Source organism: Bradyrhizobium sp. SOJA106 (assembly GCF_059448745.1).
This window is the reverse complement of the sequence record NZ_CM182549.1, coordinates 5,737,390-5,757,526: the sequence shown is the minus strand read 5'-3', so window position 1 is coordinate 5,757,526 and position 20,137 is coordinate 5,737,390. Positions and strand designations below refer to the sequence as shown.

Genomic DNA, 20,137 nt, shown 5'->3' with positions numbered 1-20,137 from the left:
CCGGCTACGCCAAGGATCCAATCACTGCGGTCACGGAGGTACGGGATCGCCCGCTCCAGTGCGCGATTGCGCACAAGGCGGGCGATGACGGCGCAGGTGTGGAGGCAGCGCGGGCTATTGCCGTGCGCTTGGCAGCAGCAGCGGCAGGAAACCGCTCGTCACGCTGGGCGGCACCGCATCGAGGCCAAGCACCGCGCTTGCCGCCGGCAGTGCCGCATCCGCCATCGCTGCATGGCCTTCCGCGCTCGGATGCACGGCGCCGCCATAGACCGCGGAGAGGACGCCCCAGGTGGCGTCGTGGATGTCAGTCGGCTGGCTCGCCGCCGGCAACCCTTGCGGATAGGTCATCGCGGCGAAATAGCTGTCGTTGGCGTCGCGGATCCAGCGCGCGCGGGGCAGGTAGGCGCGGTATTCCGAGGCGCCGCGGCCGCATAGCATCGGCTGGCTTGCTGCGCTCACGATGTCAGGGTTGAAGCTCTGGCCGTTCTCGGCAAAGCAGCTGCGGTCGAATTCGGGATCGTTGCCCGAATGCGCGCAAAAGCCGTGATCGGCGAACGCGGCCTGATGCGCATCGACGAAGGTCATGCGGTCGGATTCGGGATCGCGGCACAGCGCGCCGCGGGTGCAGGTGGCGAGCCCTTTCAGCTGCGGCAGGAACTCGGTGTCGACGAAGGTCGAGACGCGCGCGAGGCGCTGCGGGTCGGCATTGAAGGACGGGTGGATGTCGAAACCGGCGCGACCGCCGCGGCAGGGCACACCGCCATCGGCAAGTGCCGGATTGGCGTAGGAGACATAGACCACGTGCGAGAGGTCGCCGCCGACGAGCGGCTTCAAGGCCTCACGCAGGCGAACGAAGTTCTGCGGCAGCTCGCGCGCCAGCGCGTCGCGGGAATCATCGACGCTCGCCATTACGCCGGAGCGGCGGAACAGCGCGCGCTCGGTCGCGGTGTCGACGATGACGTCGGCGACGAGGCCGGAGAAATAGACGTCGTTGGCGCCGACCGACAGCAGCACGAGATCGAGCGTGCGATCGGGCTGGCGCTTCTTGGCCGCGGTGAGCGCTTCGCGCAATTCGGCGACCTGCGCGTTCACGCTGGTGTTGCAGACGCCGGTCTTGCCTGGCGGGCATTCGCGGGCGCGCTGCGAGCCCAAGAGCCCGTCGCCGATGCTGGCGCCGGTGCAGGCGAGCGGCAGGAAGGTCACCGCAATGTGAGTGTAGCGCACCGCGAGCGCGAGCGCGGTGCGGGCCTGGTAGCTGTAGAGCGAGCGGTGGCACGGCGCGTTGAACCACAGCGCGCTGTAGTGCTGCCAGTTGGCGAGCGCATCCGGTGCCTCGCAGGCGCGCCCGCCTTTGTAGCCGGCGCGGCTCGGCCGGTAGTACTGCGCACCGGCGGTGCCGAGATAGGAGCGGAAGCAGAAGCCTTCGTCCGACAGCGCCAGCGGCCGGTCCGGATTGCCTTCGCCCGAGGCGATGCTGTCCCCGAGCCCGGCGACGAAGATATCGCGGACCGCGATCTCGGTCTGGACGCGCTGGGTCGGATCGGAGCCGGAGGAGACGTCGACGGTGGCGACCGTCTGTTTGCCGTAGCGGACGCGCAAATTGACCGGCTCGGCGCAATCGAAGGTCGATTGTTGCGGCCCGTCGCCGTCGTCGAAGCTCCAGGCGCAGGTGGCACCGACCGGCACCGCGCCGGTCAGGCGCACGGTGACGGGGTGGTCGATCGGGGTGATGTAGTTCTCTTTGACATTGTCGCGGGTGCAGGGCTGGTTGACCCGGCCCTGCAAGTCGATGCAGAGCCGGTTCACCATGTTGCGGGCCCAGCCGCGGCCCTCGCTCTGGAGCTCCAGCGATTGTTCGGCGGCGAGGATGCTGCGGTTACGCGCGTTCTCGACATGGAGCAGGAAGTCGCGCTCCTCGCGGAACAGGCGGAAGCGGTTGCGCACCTCCCAATTGATTTGCATCGCGCCGGCCCCCTGCGCGGCAGCGCGCCCGGACGGCAAAACGGTCAAAATCCCGGCAAGCAGCAGCGCGCAGGCAGAGAGGGTGCGAAGGGAAGGTTGGATCATGGCCCGCGTCTTCAACGGCAAAGTTGAGGCGGAAATAAGAGAGCATAGCTCCCCCGCCCGCAACCTTTGTCTGCCGGTTTTGGGGGGCGGGCGCGGCTCAGCGCTTGCTGGCTTGCCGCACCAGACGCTCGCGCTCCATCGGCGTCACTTGCTTCGGCAGATTGGCCTGCGCGCAGGCTTCCGCCAGCCGCCGCCGCTCCTGCCAGGGCTCCACCACGTTCATCCAGAGCTCGCGGGTGCCCATGATGGAGATGGCGAGGCCGAACGGGATCACGAAATAGAGAATGCGGAACACCAGCAGCGTCGCCAGAAGCTGTTCGCGACCGAATTCGGGCAGCGCCACCAGCATGGCGGCGTCGAACACGCCGATCGAGCCGGGGGCATGGCTGGCAAAGCCCAGCAGCGTCGCCAGGATGAACACGACGGCAAGCGAGAGGAAGTCGATCGGCGGATTGGCTGGCACCAGGAGGTACATCGCCAGCGCGCAGAAGCCGAGATCGATCACGCCGATCAGGATCTGCACCAAGGTCAGCGGCGCCGACGGCAGCACCACCTTCCAGCCCTTCTGTCCGAGTTCGCGGCGCTTCTCGCCCATGCAGAGCCAGACTAGATAGGCGCCGATCGAGGCGAGGCCGCCGAACGCGATCAGGCGGTTGATGGAGGACGGCAGCTGATCCATGTACGAGGCGGCGTCGGGATGGATCGCCATGCCGATCGAGAGCACGAAGATGTTACCGAGCCAGAAGGTCAGGCCCGACAGGAAACAGATTTTCGCAACGTCGATCGCATTCAGCCCGTAATCCGAATAGATTCGGAAGCGGATCGCGCCGCCGGTAAACATGGTGGCGCCGATGTTGTGGCCGATCGAATAGGACGTGAAGCTGGAGAGTGCTGCGATGCGATAGGGCACGTGCTTCTTGCCGATCGTTCGCAACGCAAAAAAGTCGTAGAAGGTCAGCGTACAGAACGCGAAGACGACGCAGATCGCCGCGAGCCCGATATTTTCCCGGGGAATCTCGGTCAGCGCGGTCAGGATGACGCTGGTATCGATGCCTTTGAGGGTACGCACAAGCGTGGTGACCGCGAAGGCGATGATGAAGACGCTCGCGGCAATTCCGAGCCGTCGCCAGCCGATCCATCGTTTGAAGCCGCGTTTCAGCGCGGTCAGCAGTCCGTGCATTCATCCTCCCGGCAGGGGGCAAGATCGACAGGGCCAGGCATTGGCCGGTCGGCCGCGATCACGGCCTGTGGGCGTCGATCGCTAAGCATGATGTAGCTCATTTAAGGCAAAAACGGCGACTTGTGCAGCCCTTGACAAAGGTAGGTTCTGCTTTGGACCTGCGACCTTTGTCATACACGGTTCACATCCGGCGCGCGTTAAGCATGATGAGTCGGATGCGCGGCTTGGATCGCGCGTCCGGATTTTGCCACGGTTTCAAATCTTGGCGCCCGTTTCCTTGTTCCACCGCAAGCAATGCGGGCTTTTTTTGGAACGTCGATGCTGGGTGCCCGTTAGCGGCCCATCAGCAATCGAACATAGCGGAATAAGCGGCTTTTTCGTGCAAGCCGATGCCGCTGTGTTCCCAAAACCTTGAGAGGATCGGAACGATGGGACTGTTCACAAAAGACATCAAGACCATGAACGACCTGTTCGTGCACCAGCTCCAGGACATCTATTACGCCGAGCAGCAGCTCACCAAGGCGCTGCCGAAAATGGCAGATAAGGCTACCGATCCGCAGTTGAAGCAGGGCTTTTTGACGCACCTCCAGGAGACCAAGCAGCACGTCACGCGGCTCGAGGAAGTGTTCAAGATGCACGGCATCACCGTCAAGGCGATCGACTGCCCGGCGATCGACGGCATCATCGAGGAAGCCGACGAGACTGCCGGCGAAGTGGCCGACAAGGCGGTGCTGGACGCCGCGCTGATCAATGCGGCGCAGGCCGCGGAGCATTACGAGATCGTCCGCTACGGCAGCCTGATCGCCTGGGCCAAGCAGCTTGGCCGCAACGACTGCGCCAGCGTTCTCGCCAAGACGCTGGAGGAGGAGAAGGCGACCGACAAGAAACTGACGACGCTCGCCGAGAGCAAGGTCAATCTGCGCGCAGCGAGCTAGCGATCTAGTCTTGGTCTGGAGACGCCGTGCAGCCGCGCGGCGTCTCCTTCGTGTTGCGGCGCCTGCCCATCCCGCTATTTCAGTCCAGGTCATGTTTCGATCATGATCGAATCATGATGACGCGGTGGACGCGTATGCTTCGCATGGGGCTGCAAACCGAGGTGGCAGCATGCGAGCTAACACCATCAAATACGAAACCTTCAACGACGGAGCCGGCGCGCCGCGTGCCGGCGCGCATCTTGCGACCTCGCTCACGCTGGCGGCGATGAGCCTCGGCTATGGTGTGGTGCAGCTCGACGTCACCATCGTCAACACCGCGCTCGATGCGATGGGCAGGACGCTCGGGGGCGGCGTTGCCGAGCTGCAATGGGTGGTCAGCGCCTACACCATTGCGTTCGCCGCCTTCATTTTGACAGCCGGCGCGCTTGGCGACCGCATCGGCGCCAAGCGCATCTTCATGGCGGGGTTCGCGATCTTCACCGCGGCCTCGCTCGCCTGCGCGCTGTCGCCCAACGCCATCGTCCTGATCGCCGCGCGGCTGGTCCAGGGGTTGGCGGCGGCGATCCTGGTGCCGAATTCTCTCGCGCTGCTCAACCATGCCTATGCGGATGACCGCGCGCGTGGCCGCGCCGTCGCGGTCTGGGCCGCCGGCGCAAGTCTCGCGCTCACCGCCGGCCCGTTCGTCGGCGGCGCGCTGATCACACTGGTCGGCTGGCGCGCGATCTTCCTGGTCAACCTGCCGATCGGCCTCGCCGGCCTGTATCTGAGCTGGCGCTACGCGACCGAGACCACGCGGGCGCCCTCGCGCGAGATCGATCTGCCCGGCCAGTTTGCCGCGATCGGGGCACTCGGGGCGCTTGCCGGGGCGATCATCGAAGGCGGTGCGCTCGGCTGGAACCATCCAGCGGTGATCGCGGCTTTCGTCGGAGCCGCCGTTCTCGCCGTGCTCTTCATCTGGCGCGAGGCCCGCGCAGCGCAGCCGATGCTGCCGCTGTCGCTGTTTGGTCACCGCCTGTTTACCCTGACCACGATCGTCGGCCTGCTCGTCAATGTCGCGATCTATGGCCTGATCTTCGTGCTCAGCCTGTACTTTCAGAGGATCAACGGGCTGTCGGCGTGGTGGACGGGTCTGGCCTTCGTGCCGATGATGGGGGCGGTGCTGCCGGTCAACCTGCTGGCGCCGCGTCTTGCCGAACGGATCGGCCCGTGCCCCACCATCGTCGTCGGCGCCTGCATCTCGGCGTTCGGCTGCCTCGGTCTGATCTGGATCGAAGCCGGGACGAGCTACTCCGCGATCTTTGCGCAGATGATCGCGATCAGCGGCGGGCTCGGCCTGCTGGTGCCGCCGCTGACCTCGACCTTGCTGGGCAGCGTCGAGAAGGCGCGCTCCGGAATAGCGGCGGGCGTGCTGAACGCGACGCGGCAGACCGGCAGCGTGCTCGGCGTCGCCCTGTTCGGCTCGCTGGTGGCCTCCGAAGGGGCATTCATGACGGGGCTGCACCTTGCGCTGGTCATCTCCGCGGCCGTCCTGCTGCTGGCCGCCGCGCTGATCGGTGTCGGTGCGCCCGCGCGGGGATGAACAATGTGAGCGAACCCACACATCTTCCGTTCACCAATCCCGAAACAGGCACATAGCCAGTTACCGATCGTCCACCTCTGTCGTTTCAAGTGCAGCGCGATAGAGGCTGGCAATGTATCAAGTTCTTTACTGTCTTACCGACGAGCATGATTTGCGACTTGTTGCGCTCGGCGGCGCGGTGTGTCTGCTCGCGAGCGCTGCGGCGATCAGCTTGTTTCACCGGGCGCGCGCGGCGCGTGGGAGCGCTCGCGTGGCGTGGATCGCGCTCGATGCTGCCGTTGCCGGCTGCGGCATCTGGGCGACCCATTTCATCGCGATGCAGGCCTACGGCCCCGGCGCCGGCGGCGCCTACAACATTCCCGTGACGGTGCTGTCGCTGATCTTTGCGATCGCAGTCACCTTCATCGGTCTCAGCATCTCGGTGTCGACAACGCGAGGATCCCTGGTTGCGCTCGGCGGAGCTGTCGTCGGCGGTGGCGTTGCGGCCATGCATTATACCGGCATGATGGCGTTCGAGATCCCAGCCCATGTCGGCTGGGCAACCGGCGCCGTGACCGTCTCGATCCTGCTCGGCATCCTCTTCGGCTCGCTCGCCCTGTTTGTCGCGGGACGGCGCGACGGCGTGTCCGGTGCCCTAGGCGCGACGGTCCTGCTGACGGTCGCCATCGTCTCACATCATTTCACCGCCATGGGCGCGCTGGAGCTGACGCCCGATCCGACGCTCACGGTCAGCGGTCTTTCGATCCCGCCGGCGTCTTTGTCGATCCTGACCGCCAGCGCGGCGGCTGCCATCATCGCGATCGCGCTCGCGGCCGCCGTGCTCGACCGTCGTGCCAAGGGCGAACTCGGACGCCAGCAGGTTGTGCTGGATACGGCGCTCGAGAACATGTCGCAGGGCTTGTGCATGTTCGATGCGGACGGCAAAATCCAGCTCTTCAACGAACGCTACGCCGCCATGCTCGGCCGCACCGGCATTCCGCTCGCCGGCCGGCTCCTCGTCGACGTGCTGCGGGAGGAGCAGGCCAAAGGCCAGTGGCAGGGCGATGCGGAGGAGTTCTTCGCGCGCCTCGTCGCCGATGCGCGCGAGGGCCGCACGACCAGCCAGATCGTCAACCGGCTCGGCCGCTCCATCCGCGTCGTCAACCAGCCGATGCAGGGCGGCGGCTGGGTCGCGACCTTCGAGGACATCACCGAATGGCTGGAGGCGCAGGCCAAGATCTCGCACATGGCACGCCATGACGCGCTGACCAGTTTGCCCAACCGCGTGCTGTTCCACGAGCAGCTCGAGCAGGGACTGCGGCGCACCAAATCTGGCGACCAGCTCGCGGTGCTCTGTCTCGATCTCGATCATTTCAAGGACATCAACGACTCGCTCGGCCATCCCATCGGCGACGCGCTGCTCAAGGAGGTCGGCCGCAGGCTGAAGGCCACCGTCGGCGAAAACGACACCGTGGCGCGGCTCGGTGGCGACGAGTTCGCAGTGGTCCAGATCGGACGCTCCGACGAAACCGCGGCCAGATCGCTCGCTGGCCGCCTCGTCGAGGTGATCTCGGCGCCTTACGAGATCGACGACCACCAGATCGTGATCGGCGTCTCGATCGGCATCTCGCTGTCGCCGCAGGACAGCGACAATCCGGACGAGCTCTTGAAGAACGCCGATCTCGCTCTGTACCGCGCCAAGGCCGATGGCCGCGGCACCTATCGCTTCTTCGAGACCGGCATGGACGCGCGTGCGCAGGCGCGGCGGCTATTGGAAATGGATCTGCGCGCGGCGCTGCAACGCGATGAATTCGAGGTGCACTATCAGCCGATCCGCGACGTCGCCAGCGATCGCGTCGTCGTCTTCGAGGCGCTGCTGCGCTGGAACCATCCGCAGCGCGGACTGATCTCGCCCGTCAACTTCATTCCGCTGGCCGAGGAGACCGGCCTCATCGTCCAGCTCGGCGAGTTCGTGCTGCGCGGCGCCTGCGCCGATGCGGCCGCCTGGCCCGCCGATATCGACGTCGCCGTCAACCTGTCGCCGGTACAGTTCAAGAACCCGAACCTGATCGCGTCGGTGACTGCGGCGCTCGCCGCCTCGGGACTGAGCGCGCGCCGTCTCGAGCTCGAGATCACCGAATCCGTGCTGCTCCAGAACAGCGAGGCGACGCTGACCACGCTGCACGAGCTGCGCGCCATGGGCGTGCGGATCTCGCTCGACGATTTCGGCACGGGCTATTCGTCGCTGAGCTACTTACGCAGCTTCCCGTTCGACAAGATCAAGATCGACCGCTCATTCGTGTCGGAGCTGGCGACGCGCCAGGATTCCATGGCGATCATCCGCGCCGTGACCGGCCTCGGCCGCAGCCTCGGCATCGTCACCACCGCGGAGGGCGTCGAGAACGATGCCCAGCTCGAGCTCCTGCGGCGCGAAGGCTGCACCCAGGCGCAGGGTTATCTGTTCAGCAAGCCGCGGCCTGCCTCGGACGTAGCGTTGATGCTGGAGCGTCCGCGTTTGCGGGCGACCGCCTGAACGATCAACTGCGGCGCAACGAGAAATGCGCGCCGCAGAACGCCATCACGGCACCGAGGCACAGAGCGGCGAGCCCGGCGAGCACGACCGAGACGGTCGGGATCGGGCTCGGTGCCGAGGCGGCCTGGCCTGCGCCTGCGAGCAGGAGCACGCCGACCGCGATCAGGAACTGCCGCATCCGCTGCGGGATCTGGCCATCGACGGCGCTCTGCATCAGGCTCGCCGTGAAATAGCCGCCGGAGAAGCCGACGGTTGCGATCAGCCACCACGCGATCGCCGCGCCCGCAGGCATGAACTCGTGGGTGTCGGAACGCCAAAGACCGCCGAGGTCGAGCCCGTAACGCGCGCCCAGCATGTGCACGGCGAGCGCGAGCAGCACGCCGGAGATCACGGCGGCGCCGAGAATCAGGCGGCGCGGAAAGAAGGTCGTCTCAGCCATGGCTCGCTTGTAGGATGGGCGAGGGCGGTCGCGCAAGCATATCGCAGACGGGATTGAGTGAGGGATGCAGGTTTCGGGAGCTGAGGCGGCTGCGGCCACGAGCTACGCCTACAAGGCGTCGCTAATCGGCTCGGCGCATCGCTTCGAGCTGACGCAGGAGGGCCTGTCCTGGCACATCGCCGGCCGCTCGGGCCTGTGGCGCTATGACGAGATCAGTGCAATCCGCCTGTCGTTCCGGCCGGTCTCGATGCAGCAGCACCGCTTCCGCGCCGATGTCAGCCACCGCGGCGGTGGCCGCATCGCAATCCTCTCGACGAGCTGGCAGACCGCCGCGCTGATGGCGCCGCAGGACAATGGCTTTCGCGACTTCATCCTCGAATTGCATGCGCGGATGGCGAAGGCGGGCAGCCGCGCCGAATTGACTGCAGGACTCGGTCGCAAGACCTATGCCGCGGTGCTGGCGTTTCTGGCGGTGCTGACGGTCGCGATGGCGGGGCTCCTGATCCGCGCGCTCATGATCGGCGAGTTCGCAGGGGTGCTGTTCATCCTCGGCTTTGCCGCGCTGTTCGCCTGGCAGGTCGGCGGCTTCGTGCGCCGCAACCAGCCGCAGAGCTACAGTTTTGATCACGTGCCGAAGGCACTGCTACCTTAGTCCCCCAACGCGCTACTCCGTCGAATCAAAATCCTCTTCCTTGGTGCCGAGCAGCGACACGATCGTGCGCAGGCCCGAATCGAGCTGCTCGAAGCTGGGTGGGGCGAGGGCGAGTCGTACCGCATTCGGCGCATGGCCATGCGCGATCGCAAAGGTGGAGGACGGCGTCAGCGCGATGCCGCGCCGGGCTGCGGCGGCGACGAACGTCTGCGAGCGCCAGTGCGGCGGCAGCGTCAGCCAGAGATGATAGGAGCGCGGGTCGGCGGCGTGCTGGTAGCCGGCGAGCAGCCTTGCCGCGGTCTGTTGGCGGCGCGTGGCGTCGATGCGCTTCAGCCGCGTCAGCTCGGCGACCGTGCCGTCGGCCATCAGCCGCTGCCCGGCCGCCAGCGCATGACCGGAGGCGGTCCAGCCGCCGGTGCGCACCGCGCTCATCACGCTCTCGCGCAAGTGCGGCGGCGCGACGAGGATACCGAGCGCGAGGCCCGGCGCGACCTTCTTGGACAGGCTGTCGATGACGATGCAGCGGTCCGGCCCGAGCGCCGCCAGCGGCGTGTCGTCGGCGAGGAAGCCGTAGACGGTGTCCTCGATGATGGTGAGATCGAGCTTCTCGGTGACGCGCATGATGTCGGCGCGCCGCGTCGCGTTCATGGTGACGCCGAGCGGGTTCTGGATGATGGGCTGGAGGTATAGCGCCGACAGATGCGCCTCGCGATGCGCCTTCTGGATCGCGTCGGGCCGCGCGCCATGCTCGTCCATCGGGATCGGGACCAGCGTGATGCCGAGCCGCGCGGCGATGCTCTTGACGTAAGGATAGGTCAGCGCCTCGACGCCGCAGCGGCCGCCGGTGGGCACGAGCGCGGCGAGCGCTGCCGCGAGCGATTGCTTGCCGTTGGCGGTGAACACGATCTGCTCGGCCTGCGGCGCAAAATCCTTGCGCGCGAGATAGGCCGCGGCGGCATTGCGTGCGCTCTTGGTGCCGGTGCTGGTCGAGACGCGCAGCGCGGATTCGAGCGCATCGACGCGCTCCAGCCCTGCAAGGCTCTTGGCGATCATCGCCCATTGCTGCGGCAACAGGGGATAATTGACCTCGAAGTCGATCCGCGCATCGCGCGGCTCGCTTATGGTCTCGACCTCGCGCCTGACGTCGCCGGAGATGAAGGTGCCGCGGCCGACCTCGCCGACCACGAGGCCGCGGCGGAGCAGCTCCGTGTAAACCCGGCTCGCGGTCGAGACGGCGATGCCACGGTCATAAGCAAAATTGCGCTGCGGCGGCAGCCGGTCGCCGGGCCTTAACGTGCCGTTAGTGATATCGGCCGCAATGGCATCGGCAAGCTTCACGTATTCGAACTTGGACATTATTGCACCGAGAGCAATGTTTTACTTGCTCCGAGGAATGTACTGGAGCATTTAAGTTCCATCAAGTTCCGCGATTGAGCCGAGGAAAGCGAGAGCAATCCGATGGCAAATGAGGTGCAGGCGCTGACCGCGTCTGCGCCAACGGCACCTGCTTCGCCGCGCGGGACAACAGGCCGGAGAAGAAGAATGACCACGATCTCGCAAACTGCCGGGCGGAGTTTACGCCCATCCTCGTCGAGCGGATTTTTGGGCACGCTCGTCAACGCCGCCTATGCGCTGTTCGACCGCTTGGAGCGCCGCTCCGCCGTCAAGACGCTGAACGAGCTCGACGACCGCGCCCTGCGCGACATCGGGATCAACCGCAGCCAGATCGAGGACGCCGTCTACGGGCAGTTCAAGGCCGAGCTGTCGCGGTATCTGTGAGGCCGCGTGTCCCGGACGCGCTGCAGCGTTCTTACGCTGCTGCGCAGAGCCGGACCCAAAAGGCCACGTACGCGCTGCTGCATAGGCCCCGGCTCTGCAACGCACCGCTGAAAAAGCGCTGCGCTGCGTCCGGGGCACGGGGACTGTTGCTGAACTGCAGACACACCTTCGCATCCCCGCGGCGCATTTCGCCCGAGCTTTGCCTCGTCACTCCACCCTCAATTGAGAAGAGGGCGCAGGCAAGACCGAGGCAAGACCGGGTGCCGGTCCACTGCGCGAAAGGTGGCAACAAGAAGCTGCACAGCGGCATACAGGTGGAGCCGAGCAACCGGCCTTCCCTGCGCAGTGGTTGGAACGGCATACGTCGTGCTCTCCCCCGGGAGCGATGTACGATTGCCCCCGTCGCCGTGCGGATGGCTGATGCGCGTGTCCGGTTGGACTGCACACATCACCGCAAGACTTGGCGCACAGACCCCGGGCGCCAGGACCACACGATTTGGCCGTACGCGAACCACACCTGTCGTTGGCGCGACGCTCTCGCTCACGGCTGCCCGCCCTGCGAAACTTGTCGCGCCGATGTGGCCCGCGTCCACCGCCGCCCGGCCCGCGTTCGTGACGATCGCGATCCGCCCCTCTTCCTTGGGCCGGGTTTGCGGCGACATATGCGCGATTTCCGAATTTCGGTGAAGCGGAATATTTTGGAGATGGTGGCTTGACCGAACGCTTGGGTGTTTTGCCCGCGGGCAGCGCAAGGTCTTGTAGCCCGGTGCAGAGGGATCAGGCGAAGGCGGCCTGGTCCCACGTTCCGCCGAATGCTCGATCGTCTTCGCACTGGTCGGGCTTGCGGCGAAGCGCCGGCGCCGAACCCGCGCCGCGCCGCTGCCTGGCGTCGATCCGCCGCATGCCGGTGCGAAGGCGGGCAAGCAGTGCCTCCGCGCGGACAGCGGCCCGCTTCACGAGAAACGCGATCGTGGTGGCCCGGCTCAGGACGCTGAGCATCAGCACCACCGAGAAGACGTCAATATAGGCGACGAGGTCCCCGACCAGCATCAGGGCGGGAGGCAGCGGCACGCTGTGGTAATAGGCCAGCAGAAGGATGGCTACCGGGACGAGGGCCGCCACCTTTCGCCAGGTCCGCCGGTCCAGCAGTGCCGCAAATTGCACGACCAGGATTTCCCACAGCGCATCGCCGATCGCGAGCGGGATTTCATAGCTCCACTTGCGCCACCAGTTCTTCACGGCATTGCTCCGCGTTCAGTGCCTGACCACCAGAACCGAGCACTTCGCGTAACGCACGACGTGCCCGGCATTGGAGCCGAGGAAATAAGTGCGCATCGCCGGCCGGTGCGAGGTCATCACGATCAGATCGGCCTTCATGTGCACGGCTTCCTCTAGGATCTCGTGATAGATGCCGCCCTGGCGTACCACGCTGGAGATGCGCTCCGGCTCGATGCCGGACTCGCGCGCGACGATGGCGAGGGCTTCCTCCGAAGTCTGGCGCTGCTGCTCGTCGAAATCCGCCGGCACGTATTCGGCCAACATCACCGGCGTCATCGGCAGGACGTTGAGCAGGCGCACCGTGCCGTTCCAGGTCTGCGACAGCGTTGCGGCGGTCGCGATCGCCGGCTTCGCAAGGTCGGTGTCGGCGAGGTCGATGGGCACGAGGATGGACTTGAACATCTGCGCCTCCATTTGAACCAAGCCGGATCGACCGGTCGAGACGGCGCCCGCGCGTCTCTAACCCGATCGAAGCAGCTTGGGGCTGACGAACAGCACCAGTTTGCCGCGGCGGTACGCCACGTCGCTCCAATCCTTGACGTCAAAGTCGAATATCGCAAGTCCCGCGGTGGGCAGATTGTCCGCGAGCGCCTTGGCGCCGGCGGGATCGCCGCCGCCCGTCAGCATCAGGGCGATCTCATGCATGCCGGGATTGTGTCCGACCAGCAGCAAACGCCTGGGGTCGGCGGGGGCGGTTGCAGTGCGAATGGATTCCAGGATCTGCGCGGGATCGGCGCCGTAGAGTTCCGGCAGGACCTCGACCTCAGGCGCCGCGACGCGGTCCTTCATCGCCTCCCAGGCGATGTCCCAGGTCTGCCTGGCACGGACGGCATGCGACACCAGCACGCTCTCGGGGAAGGGGGGATGCGCGGCGATCCAGTCGCCTATCTGGGCGGCGTCCTTGTGGCCGCGGTCGTCGAGCCGGCGGTCCTGGTCACGGCCGCTCGGCGCGTCAGTCTCGGTTTTGGCGTGACGCAGCAGCATCAAACGGCGCATGGCATTCCCGAATCGTTCCACGTCCAGAATAATCTACAGGCGCCCGTTAAGGACAAGGTGACAGGCGCCCGATCGGTCTTTAAAGCGCGACGAGGAATAGAACAAATCGTCATCGCGATTTAAGTTGTTGTTTTGAACGTGATCTTTTCGGAAAACCGCTGCACACTTTTCCGGATCATGCTCTAAGAAAACTGCATGAGCGAGACTTTCACAAGCGTGTCCCAGCAGGAAGCCGGCTTTCGCGACCGCGTGCGGCTGTCGTTCGATCTCGACGCCGACATCTGCGTGATCGGGGCCGGGCTGGCCGGACTGTCGATCGCGCTGGAGGCGGCCCGGCTCGGAGCCAGCGTCGCGGTGCTCGAGGGCCGCCATGTCGGCTGGAACGCCTCCGGCAACCAGCTCGGCACCGTGACGCCGGGCTTCGCCCTGCCGCTCACCGACTTGATCGAGCGGATCGGCTTCGAGGACGCGCGCGAACTGTGGACACTGTCGAAGGAGGGCGCCGAGTTCGTCCGCGCCAACGCCAGCGAGGCGAATATCGCGGGCATGGGCCTCAGCGAAGGCGTGCTGGAGGTCTCCAACGTCGATGCCGGCGACCGGCTGATCAGCCGGCTGCAGATGCTGAGCGAGGATTTCGAGACCGAGGTCGAGGGCTGGCTGGTCGATCGCGTCCGCGAGACGCTCAAGACCGATCGTTACTTCCACGGCGTGTACTATCCGAGGGCGTTCCAGGTCGATGGACGCAAATATGTGCACGGCCTTGCGGCATTGGCGCGGCGGGCAGGGGCACGCATCTTCGAGGAGACGCCGGTGGTCAGCATCGATCATTCCGGCCTCCGCAAGCGCATCGTCACGCCTTCGGCGCGGCTGCGCGCGACCCACATTGTGCTCGCCGGCAACATCCATCTCGGCGCGCCCTTGCGGCGGCTGTCGGAGACGCTGCTGCCGGTCTGGCGCTATGCCGGCATTACTGCGCCGCTCGGCGAGCGCGTGCACGAGATCATCGCGTTCAAGGGGGCGGTGATGGATTCCGACGGCGTCGACCATTTCCGCATCATCGACGGCGACCGGCTGATGTGGGAGAGCCCGGAGACCACCTGGGCCGCGCGCCCGCAGCGCTTTGCAGGCAGCGTCAGGCGGCGCATCCGCAGCATCTTCCCCGCGCTGGGCGATGTCGAGATCACCGAGATGTTCGGCGGCGCCACCGGCCAGACCGTGCACGGCATGCCGCAGATCGGCCAGTTGCGCAAGGGACTGTGGGTGGCGAGCGGGTTCGGCCGCCAGGGCATGAACACCTCGGCCATGGCCGGGCAGCTGATCGCGCGCAGCATCCTGTGGGGCGATGAACGCTGGAAGCTGTTCTCGCCGTTCGAGCTGGTCTGGGCGGGCGGCGTGACCGGTCGTGTCGCCGGCCAACTGGTCGGGCTCTGGGGCAGGGCGAGTTCCGCCGTCGCGGGGTCGCTCGCGCGCTATCGCGAGCGTGCCAGCGTCAAGGACCGGGAACGCGAGGCACGGCTGGCCGAAGCCAACCGCGCCGCCGGCACCGGTCCACGCCGTCTGTCGCCGGGCGTGCGGCCTCGGCCGGCCCCGGCACCGAAACCTGCGCCGGAAGCCGTGGAACCGGTTCCGGAGGACACCAGCGTCTCGCAATAAGCCACGCGAAAAATTCCGCTCGGACGTGTAACGTCGGTCGGGAGAGCCCGTATCTCAGGGCGTGGACTCCCGCGCACGGAGAATGAGATGTTTGACCGCCGCATCCTGCTAACGACTGCCGCCGGCCTGTTCGGCCTTTCCGCCTTCCGCTGGCTGAGAGGATCTCCGGCCGAGGCAGGCGAGAAGGCCGCCGAAAAGTTCGAGATCGAGAAGACGGAGGCCGAATGGCGCGCGCAGTTGACGCCGCAGCAATATGAAATCCTGCGCAATCACGGCACCGAGCGGCCCGGCTCCAGCCCACTGCTGAAGGAGCACCGCAAGGGCATTTTCGCCTGTGCCGGATGTGACCTGCCGCTATTCGCGTCCGACACCAAATTCGAGAGCGGCACGGGTTGGCCGAGCTTCTACCAGCCGATCGAAGGCAATGTCGGCAAGACCGAGGACCGCACCTACGGCATGGTGCGCACCGAGGTGCACTGCCGGCGTTGCGGCGGCCATCTCGGTCACGTCTTCGACGACGGTCCGAAGCCGACGGGACTACGCTACTGCATCGACGGTTTCGGGCTGGTTTTCCACCCGGCCGCGGCGTCGGCGACGTAGCTCTCGGCGCAGTCATTCCGGACCGATGCGCCAGCATCGAAATCTCGAGGTTCCGGATTCGGTCCTGCGGACCGGCTCCGGAATGACCCCATCTCCCGGCAATTGTTGCCGGTCCCGGCAATTGTGCCCCGGTCATCGGATCGGGGCTTTTTCGTTAAGTCGTTGATTTCATGAAAATACCCGCATTGGCATAGCCCTTGCGACTGTCTCTTCCGACTGCGGCCATGGTCGACCGGCCGCCGGGATCGGATTTGGAGACAAAGGTATGGGTATCTTCGATGCAATGAACACCTCGGTGGGTGGCCTGCAGGCGCAGTCCTACGCGCTGCAGAACATTTCAGGCAACATCGCGAACTCATCCACCACCGGTTACAAAGGCATCGGCACCAGCTTCGTCGATCTCATTCCCGACGCCTCGGTTCCGAGTAAGCAGGTCGCGGGCGGCGTGACGGCCAACGCGAAAGCGACCATCACCACGCAGGGCACGATCTCGTCCTCCTCCGTCGCCACCAACATGGCGATCACCGGCGATGGCTTCTTCTCGATCCAGAAGGCAACCGGCGTCGTCGACAACGTTCCGGTGTTCAGCGGCGTCACCTACTACACCCGCCGCGGCGACTTCCAGCTCAATGCCAACGGCAATCTGGTCAACGGCGCCGGCTATTACCTGATGGGCACCACGGTCGACCCCAAGACCGGCAACCCCACTGGCAACGTCGCCACCGTCCTGAAATTCCAGAACAACTTCATCCCGGCGCAGGCGACCACCTCGATCCAATACGCCGCGAACCTGCCGAGCGTGCCGAACACGGCGGCGAGCTCGACTGCCGCGAGCGGTACGCTGCTGGCAGCCGGCGGGCTGAACCCGTCTGATTTCGCCGCCAGCCCGCTGATCGTCGGCACGCCGCCGCCGCCGTATACGAATGCGACCATCTCCGGCGCAGCGGCGACCGGCAATCTGCGCTCAGCCTATACGGCGACGACTGCGACCGGCACCGTGGCGCTGCAGGACAGCGCTTCGGCTGCGGCAACTGGCAGCACGTCGCTCGATTCCGCCGTGTCCCCGCATCTCAACACCAGCCTTCTCACCAATCTGGCCGGCAAGTCGCTGACGGTCAACGGCCAGAGAATCGACTTCGACAACACCGTCTCGGGCACTTCGACGGCTGCAGGCCCTCCTGTAGTCACCACAATTGGTCTGAAGTCGCCCACCACCTCGCTGATGTCGGATGTCCTCAACGCGATCGCGTCTGGAGCCGGCGTTCCCGCCGCGAACGTGAGTATCAACTCCAGCGGTAACATCCAGATCACAACCAGCACCACGGCCGACGTCACGATCAGCGGCACCGCGGCAAGCTTGCTCGGCGTCAGCAGCGTGACGCGCGGTGGTAACGTGCTGTCCACCCCCGCGATTACGGGCGCTACAGTGCTCGGCGGTAGCGCGACGCCTGGCGGGCCGGAAGTCCTCTCGACGCCCTTCGTGGCCGGCAACACGATCCAGGTCAACGGCACGGCAGGCCCCAATACGATCACCTTCGTGAACTCCGGCGCCACCAGTTCGACCCCGAACCTGATCAACGTTACTGACGACATCGCGACCCTGCTCCAGAAGATTGACGCGCTCAGCGGTGCGAGCGGTTCTTCGATCAGCAACGGCGTGATCACCCTGAATACCGGCATCGCCAATCCCACCTTGACGGTGACCAGCAACAACAGCAGCGCCTTCGCGGCGCTCGGCTTCACGTCGTCCATCTCCAAGAACCGCGGCGGTGGCGGCACGGCCGGCACCGGCGGCGTGATCGGCAACGACATCGCGACCTTCACCAAGGAATCGATCAGCGGCGGTGCGGTCACCGCCTACAACGCCGCGGGCACGCCGGTGAACCTGCAGCTGCGCTGGGCCAAGACCGACAGCGCCTCGCTGGGCACCGGCCATTCCGACACCTGGAACCTGTTCTACCAGACCGATCCGAACGCGACCGGCACGACGGTCGGCTGGGTCAATACCGGGCAGGCCTTCACCTTCGCCGCCGACGGCTCGCTGACCTCGCCGAGCGGCTCGGGCGTCACCATCAACAATGTCAGCGTCGGCGGCCAGTCGCTCGGCTCGCTCGCCTTCAACATCTCCTCGGGCGGCCTGACGCAATATGCCTCGACCAGCGGCGCAGTGACCATCAACACCATCACCCAGAACGGCTACGCCGCCGGTCAGCTCCGCTCGGTCGCCGTCAACAACAACGGCCTCGTGGTCGGCACCTTCTCCAACGGCCAGAACCTCGACCTTGCCCAGGTCTCGTTGTCGCACTTCAACGGCACCAACTATCTCAAGGCTCTCGACGGCGGCGCCTATGCGGCGACCGAGCAGTCGGGGCCTGCGATCGACGGCGCTTCGGGCACCATCAGCGGCTCGTCGCTGGAAGGCTCGAACACCGACATCGCCGACGAGTTCACCAAGCTGATCGTGACCCAGCAGGCCTATTCGGCCAACACCAAGGTGATCACGACGGCCAATTCGATGGTGCAGGACCTCCTGAACGTGTTGCGCTGATCGGCGCGTGACGTAACCAAAGGCGGTAAGTACACATGGGTTTGAGTTCAGCCCTCGCCAGTGCGATGAGCGGTCTGCGTGCCAACCAGGCCGCGCTCTCGATCGTCTCCTCGAACGTCGCCAACTCGCAGACGCCGGGTTACGTCGTCCAGACCCCGAACCAGATCGAGGTCACCACCGGCGATTTCGGTTCGACGGCGATGACGACCGGCGTCAGCCGGGAGCTCGACACCTATGTGCTGAACCAGCTGCGCACCGAGACCGGCGGCAGCGGCTATGCCGACCAGATGGCGAACATTCTGAAGCAGCTTCAGAATGTCTACGGTACGCCCGGCAACGACGGCACGCTCGAAAGCGCGCTCAACAAGTTCACCTCCTCGCTCCAGGCGCTGTCGACGAGCTCGGGCGCGTCCTCGGCGCAGACCGTCGCGCTGAGCGCCGCCCAGGCGCTGGCGCAGCAGCTCAACGTCACCACCAAGGGCATTCAGTCACTGCGCTCCAATGTCGAGCAGGATCTCGGCAATTCGGCGCAGGCGGCCAACGCGGCGATGCAGAAGGTCGCCGACATCAACACCAAGCTCCAGGGCCTTTCGGCCAACGATCCCTCCGCCGCGACGCTGATGGATCAGCGCGACCAAGCCATCAACACGCTGTCGAAATATGTCGACGTGCGCGTCACCACCGACGGCTCCAACCAGGCCAACATCTACACCACCACCGGCATCCAGCTCGTCGGGGCCGGGCTCGCCTCGCAATTCTCCTTTGCTTCCGCCGGTGCGCTGTCGGCGACCTCGCTCTACAACACCGATCCCGCCAAGTCCGGGGTCGGCGCATTCAACATCAAGCTGCCGAACGGCTCGCAGCTCGACGTCGTCGCCAACAACGTGGTTTCCTCCGGCCAGATCGCGGCCGATCTGAAGCTGCGCGACCAGACGCTGGTGCAGGCGCAGACCCAGATCGACCAGCTCGCTGCCACGATGTCGAGCGCGCTGTCCGACAAGACCACCGCCGGCAGTGCGGTCTCCGGTCCGCCGGCCGGCTTCGACCTGGACCTTGCCGGCGCGCAAGCCGGCAACACGGTCAACATCACCTACACGGACACGGCGACCAACACCCAGCGCCAGATCACGCTCGTCAACGTGATCGATCCGGCGGCGCTGCCGCTCCAGAACGCCACCAATGCCAACCCGGTGCGGGTCGGCGTCAATTTCTCTGGCGGCATGGGTGCGATCGCCTCCGCGCTCAACACCGCGCTGTCAGGCTCGCATCTGTCGTTCTCCGCCGCGCCGCCGCCGGCGACCGCGACGACGCTGCGGGTCACCGATGACAATACCGGCCTTGCCAAGGTCAATTCGGCCTCGACCTCCAAGACGATGTCGGCGCTGGCCTCGGGAAATCCGCAACTGGCGCTGTTCACCGACGGCGGGCAGGCGCTCTACACCGGCGCGATCACGGCATCGGGCTCGCAGATGACCGGCCTTGCCGGGCGCATCGCCGTGAACACGCAGCTGGTGGCCGATCCGACCAAGCTGTCGGTCTACAACACCTCGCCGGTGACGCCCGCTGGCGACACCACGCGCTCGGACTATCTCTACTCGCAGCTCACCAATGCGGTGTTCTCCTATTCGCCGACGACCGGCCTCGGCTCCGCGAACCAGCCTTTCACCGGCAGCGTCTCGAACTACCTGCAGCAATTCCTGAGCATCCAGAGCAACGCCGCGACGCAGGCGACCCAGCTCCAGCAGGGCCAGAGCGTCGTGGTCTCGACGCTCCAGGCCAAGTTCAACTCGACCTCCAGCGTCAACCTCGACTCGGAAATGTCGAACCTGATCCAGCTTCAGAATGCCTATGCCGCCAACGCCCACGTCATGTCGGTGGTGCAGAGCATGATAAATACGTTGATCCAGGCTCAAGCGTAG

Annotated in this window: 16 protein-coding genes; 9 read left to right on the top strand and 7 right to left on the bottom strand. The window is 65.8% G+C overall.

Annotation, left to right across the window (positions count from 1 at the left end; genetic code table 11):
• Positions 1-114: 114 nt before the first annotated feature.
• Positions 115-2,067, bottom strand: coding sequence for an SGNH/GDSL hydrolase family protein (locus AC5V87_RS27170; protein WP_456837312.1), 1,953 nt, complete (start codon positions 2,065-2,067; stop codon positions 115-117).
• A gap of 97 nt (positions 2,068-2,164) precedes the next feature.
• A complete protein-coding gene (locus AC5V87_RS27165) occupies positions 2,165-3,247 on the bottom strand; it encodes a lysylphosphatidylglycerol synthase transmembrane domain-containing protein (protein ID WP_456837313.1) in 1,083 nt (360 codons plus the stop codon).
• A gap of 428 nt (positions 3,248-3,675) precedes the next feature.
• Here AC5V87_RS27165 and AC5V87_RS27160 point away from each other — a divergent pair, with 428 nt between their 5' ends.
• From AC5V87_RS27160 to AC5V87_RS27150, 3 genes are all read left to right on the top strand, one after another.
• On the top strand, positions 3,676-4,182 hold the full coding sequence (locus AC5V87_RS27160) for a YciE/YciF ferroxidase family protein (protein ID WP_495368241.1): 507 nt from the start codon (positions 3,676-3,678) through the stop codon (positions 4,180-4,182).
• A 169-nt stretch (positions 4,183-4,351) separates the two neighbouring features.
• Positions 4,352-5,761, top strand: coding sequence for an MFS transporter (locus tag AC5V87_RS27155; RefSeq protein ID WP_456837315.1), 1,410 nt, complete (start codon positions 4,352-4,354; stop codon positions 5,759-5,761).
• Positions 5,762-5,873: 112 nt separating this feature from the next.
• Positions 5,874-8,273: a bifunctional diguanylate cyclase/phosphodiesterase gene (locus tag AC5V87_RS27150; RefSeq protein ID WP_495368240.1), complete on the top strand. Its 2,400-nt coding sequence runs from the start codon at positions 5,874-5,876 to the stop codon at positions 8,271-8,273.
• Positions 8,274-8,277: 4 nt separating this feature from the next.
• Here AC5V87_RS27150 and AC5V87_RS27145 read toward each other — a convergent pair whose 3' ends face one another.
• Positions 8,278-8,712, bottom strand: coding sequence for a hypothetical protein (locus AC5V87_RS27145; protein ID WP_456837317.1), 435 nt, complete (start codon positions 8,710-8,712; stop codon positions 8,278-8,280).
• A gap of 64 nt (positions 8,713-8,776) precedes the next feature.
• Between AC5V87_RS27145 and AC5V87_RS27140 the strand changes: the two genes are divergently transcribed.
• Positions 8,777-9,364, top strand: a complete 588-nt coding sequence (locus AC5V87_RS27140) for a hypothetical protein (RefSeq protein WP_456837318.1) — start codon at positions 8,777-8,779, stop codon at positions 9,362-9,364.
• A 12-nt stretch (positions 9,365-9,376) separates the two neighbouring features.
• Here the strand turns inward: AC5V87_RS27140 and AC5V87_RS27135 are convergent, their stop codons facing one another.
• Entirely contained in the window at positions 9,377-10,720 is a 1,344-nt protein-coding gene (locus tag AC5V87_RS27135; protein ID WP_456837319.1) for an aminotransferase-like domain-containing protein, read from the bottom strand.
• A gap of 186 nt (positions 10,721-10,906) precedes the next feature.
• Between AC5V87_RS27135 and AC5V87_RS27130 the strand changes: the two genes are divergently transcribed.
• Positions 10,907-11,143 carry a DUF1127 domain-containing protein gene (locus AC5V87_RS27130; RefSeq protein ID WP_456837320.1) on the top strand — a complete coding sequence of 79 codons (237 nt, stop codon included), beginning with the start codon at positions 10,907-10,909 and terminating at the stop codon, positions 11,141-11,143.
• A gap of 777 nt (positions 11,144-11,920) precedes the next feature.
• Here AC5V87_RS27130 and AC5V87_RS27125 read toward each other — a convergent pair.
• Genes AC5V87_RS27125 through AC5V87_RS27115 form a run of 3 tightly spaced genes read right to left on the bottom strand, consistent with a single transcriptional unit; the run spans position 11,921 to position 13,417 of the window.
• A complete protein-coding gene (locus tag AC5V87_RS27125; RefSeq protein WP_495368239.1) occupies positions 11,921-12,382 on the bottom strand; it encodes a hypothetical protein in 462 nt (153 codons plus the stop codon).
• 15 nt (positions 12,383-12,397) lie between these two features.
• Positions 12,398-12,823 (bottom strand): universal stress protein, encoded by a 426-nt coding sequence (locus AC5V87_RS27120; RefSeq protein ID WP_456837322.1) that lies wholly within the window; start codon positions 12,821-12,823, stop codon positions 12,398-12,400.
• A gap of 57 nt (positions 12,824-12,880) precedes the next feature.
• Positions 12,881-13,417, bottom strand: a complete 537-nt coding sequence (locus AC5V87_RS27115; RefSeq protein WP_456837323.1) for a SixA phosphatase family protein — start codon at positions 13,415-13,417, stop codon at positions 12,881-12,883.
• 195 nt (positions 13,418-13,612) lie between these two features.
• Here AC5V87_RS27115 and AC5V87_RS27110 point away from each other — a divergent pair, with 195 nt between their 5' ends.
• From AC5V87_RS27110 to flgK, 4 genes are all read left to right on the top strand, one after another.
• A complete protein-coding gene (locus AC5V87_RS27110; RefSeq protein WP_456837324.1) occupies positions 13,613-15,070 on the top strand; it encodes an NAD(P)/FAD-dependent oxidoreductase in 1,458 nt (485 codons plus the stop codon).
• Between the two features lie 87 nt (positions 15,071-15,157).
• Positions 15,158-15,670, top strand: a complete 513-nt coding sequence (msrB, locus tag AC5V87_RS27105) for a peptide-methionine (R)-S-oxide reductase MsrB (protein WP_456837325.1) — start codon at positions 15,158-15,160, stop codon at positions 15,668-15,670.
• Between the two features lie 265 nt (positions 15,671-15,935).
• A complete protein-coding gene (locus tag AC5V87_RS27100) occupies positions 15,936-18,218 on the top strand; it encodes a flagellar hook-basal body complex protein (protein WP_456837326.1) in 2,283 nt (760 codons plus the stop codon).
• Between the two features lie 35 nt (positions 18,219-18,253).
• Positions 18,254-20,137: a flagellar hook-associated protein FlgK gene (gene flgK / locus AC5V87_RS27095; RefSeq protein ID WP_495368238.1), complete on the top strand. Its 1,884-nt coding sequence runs from the start codon at positions 18,254-18,256 to the stop codon at positions 20,135-20,137.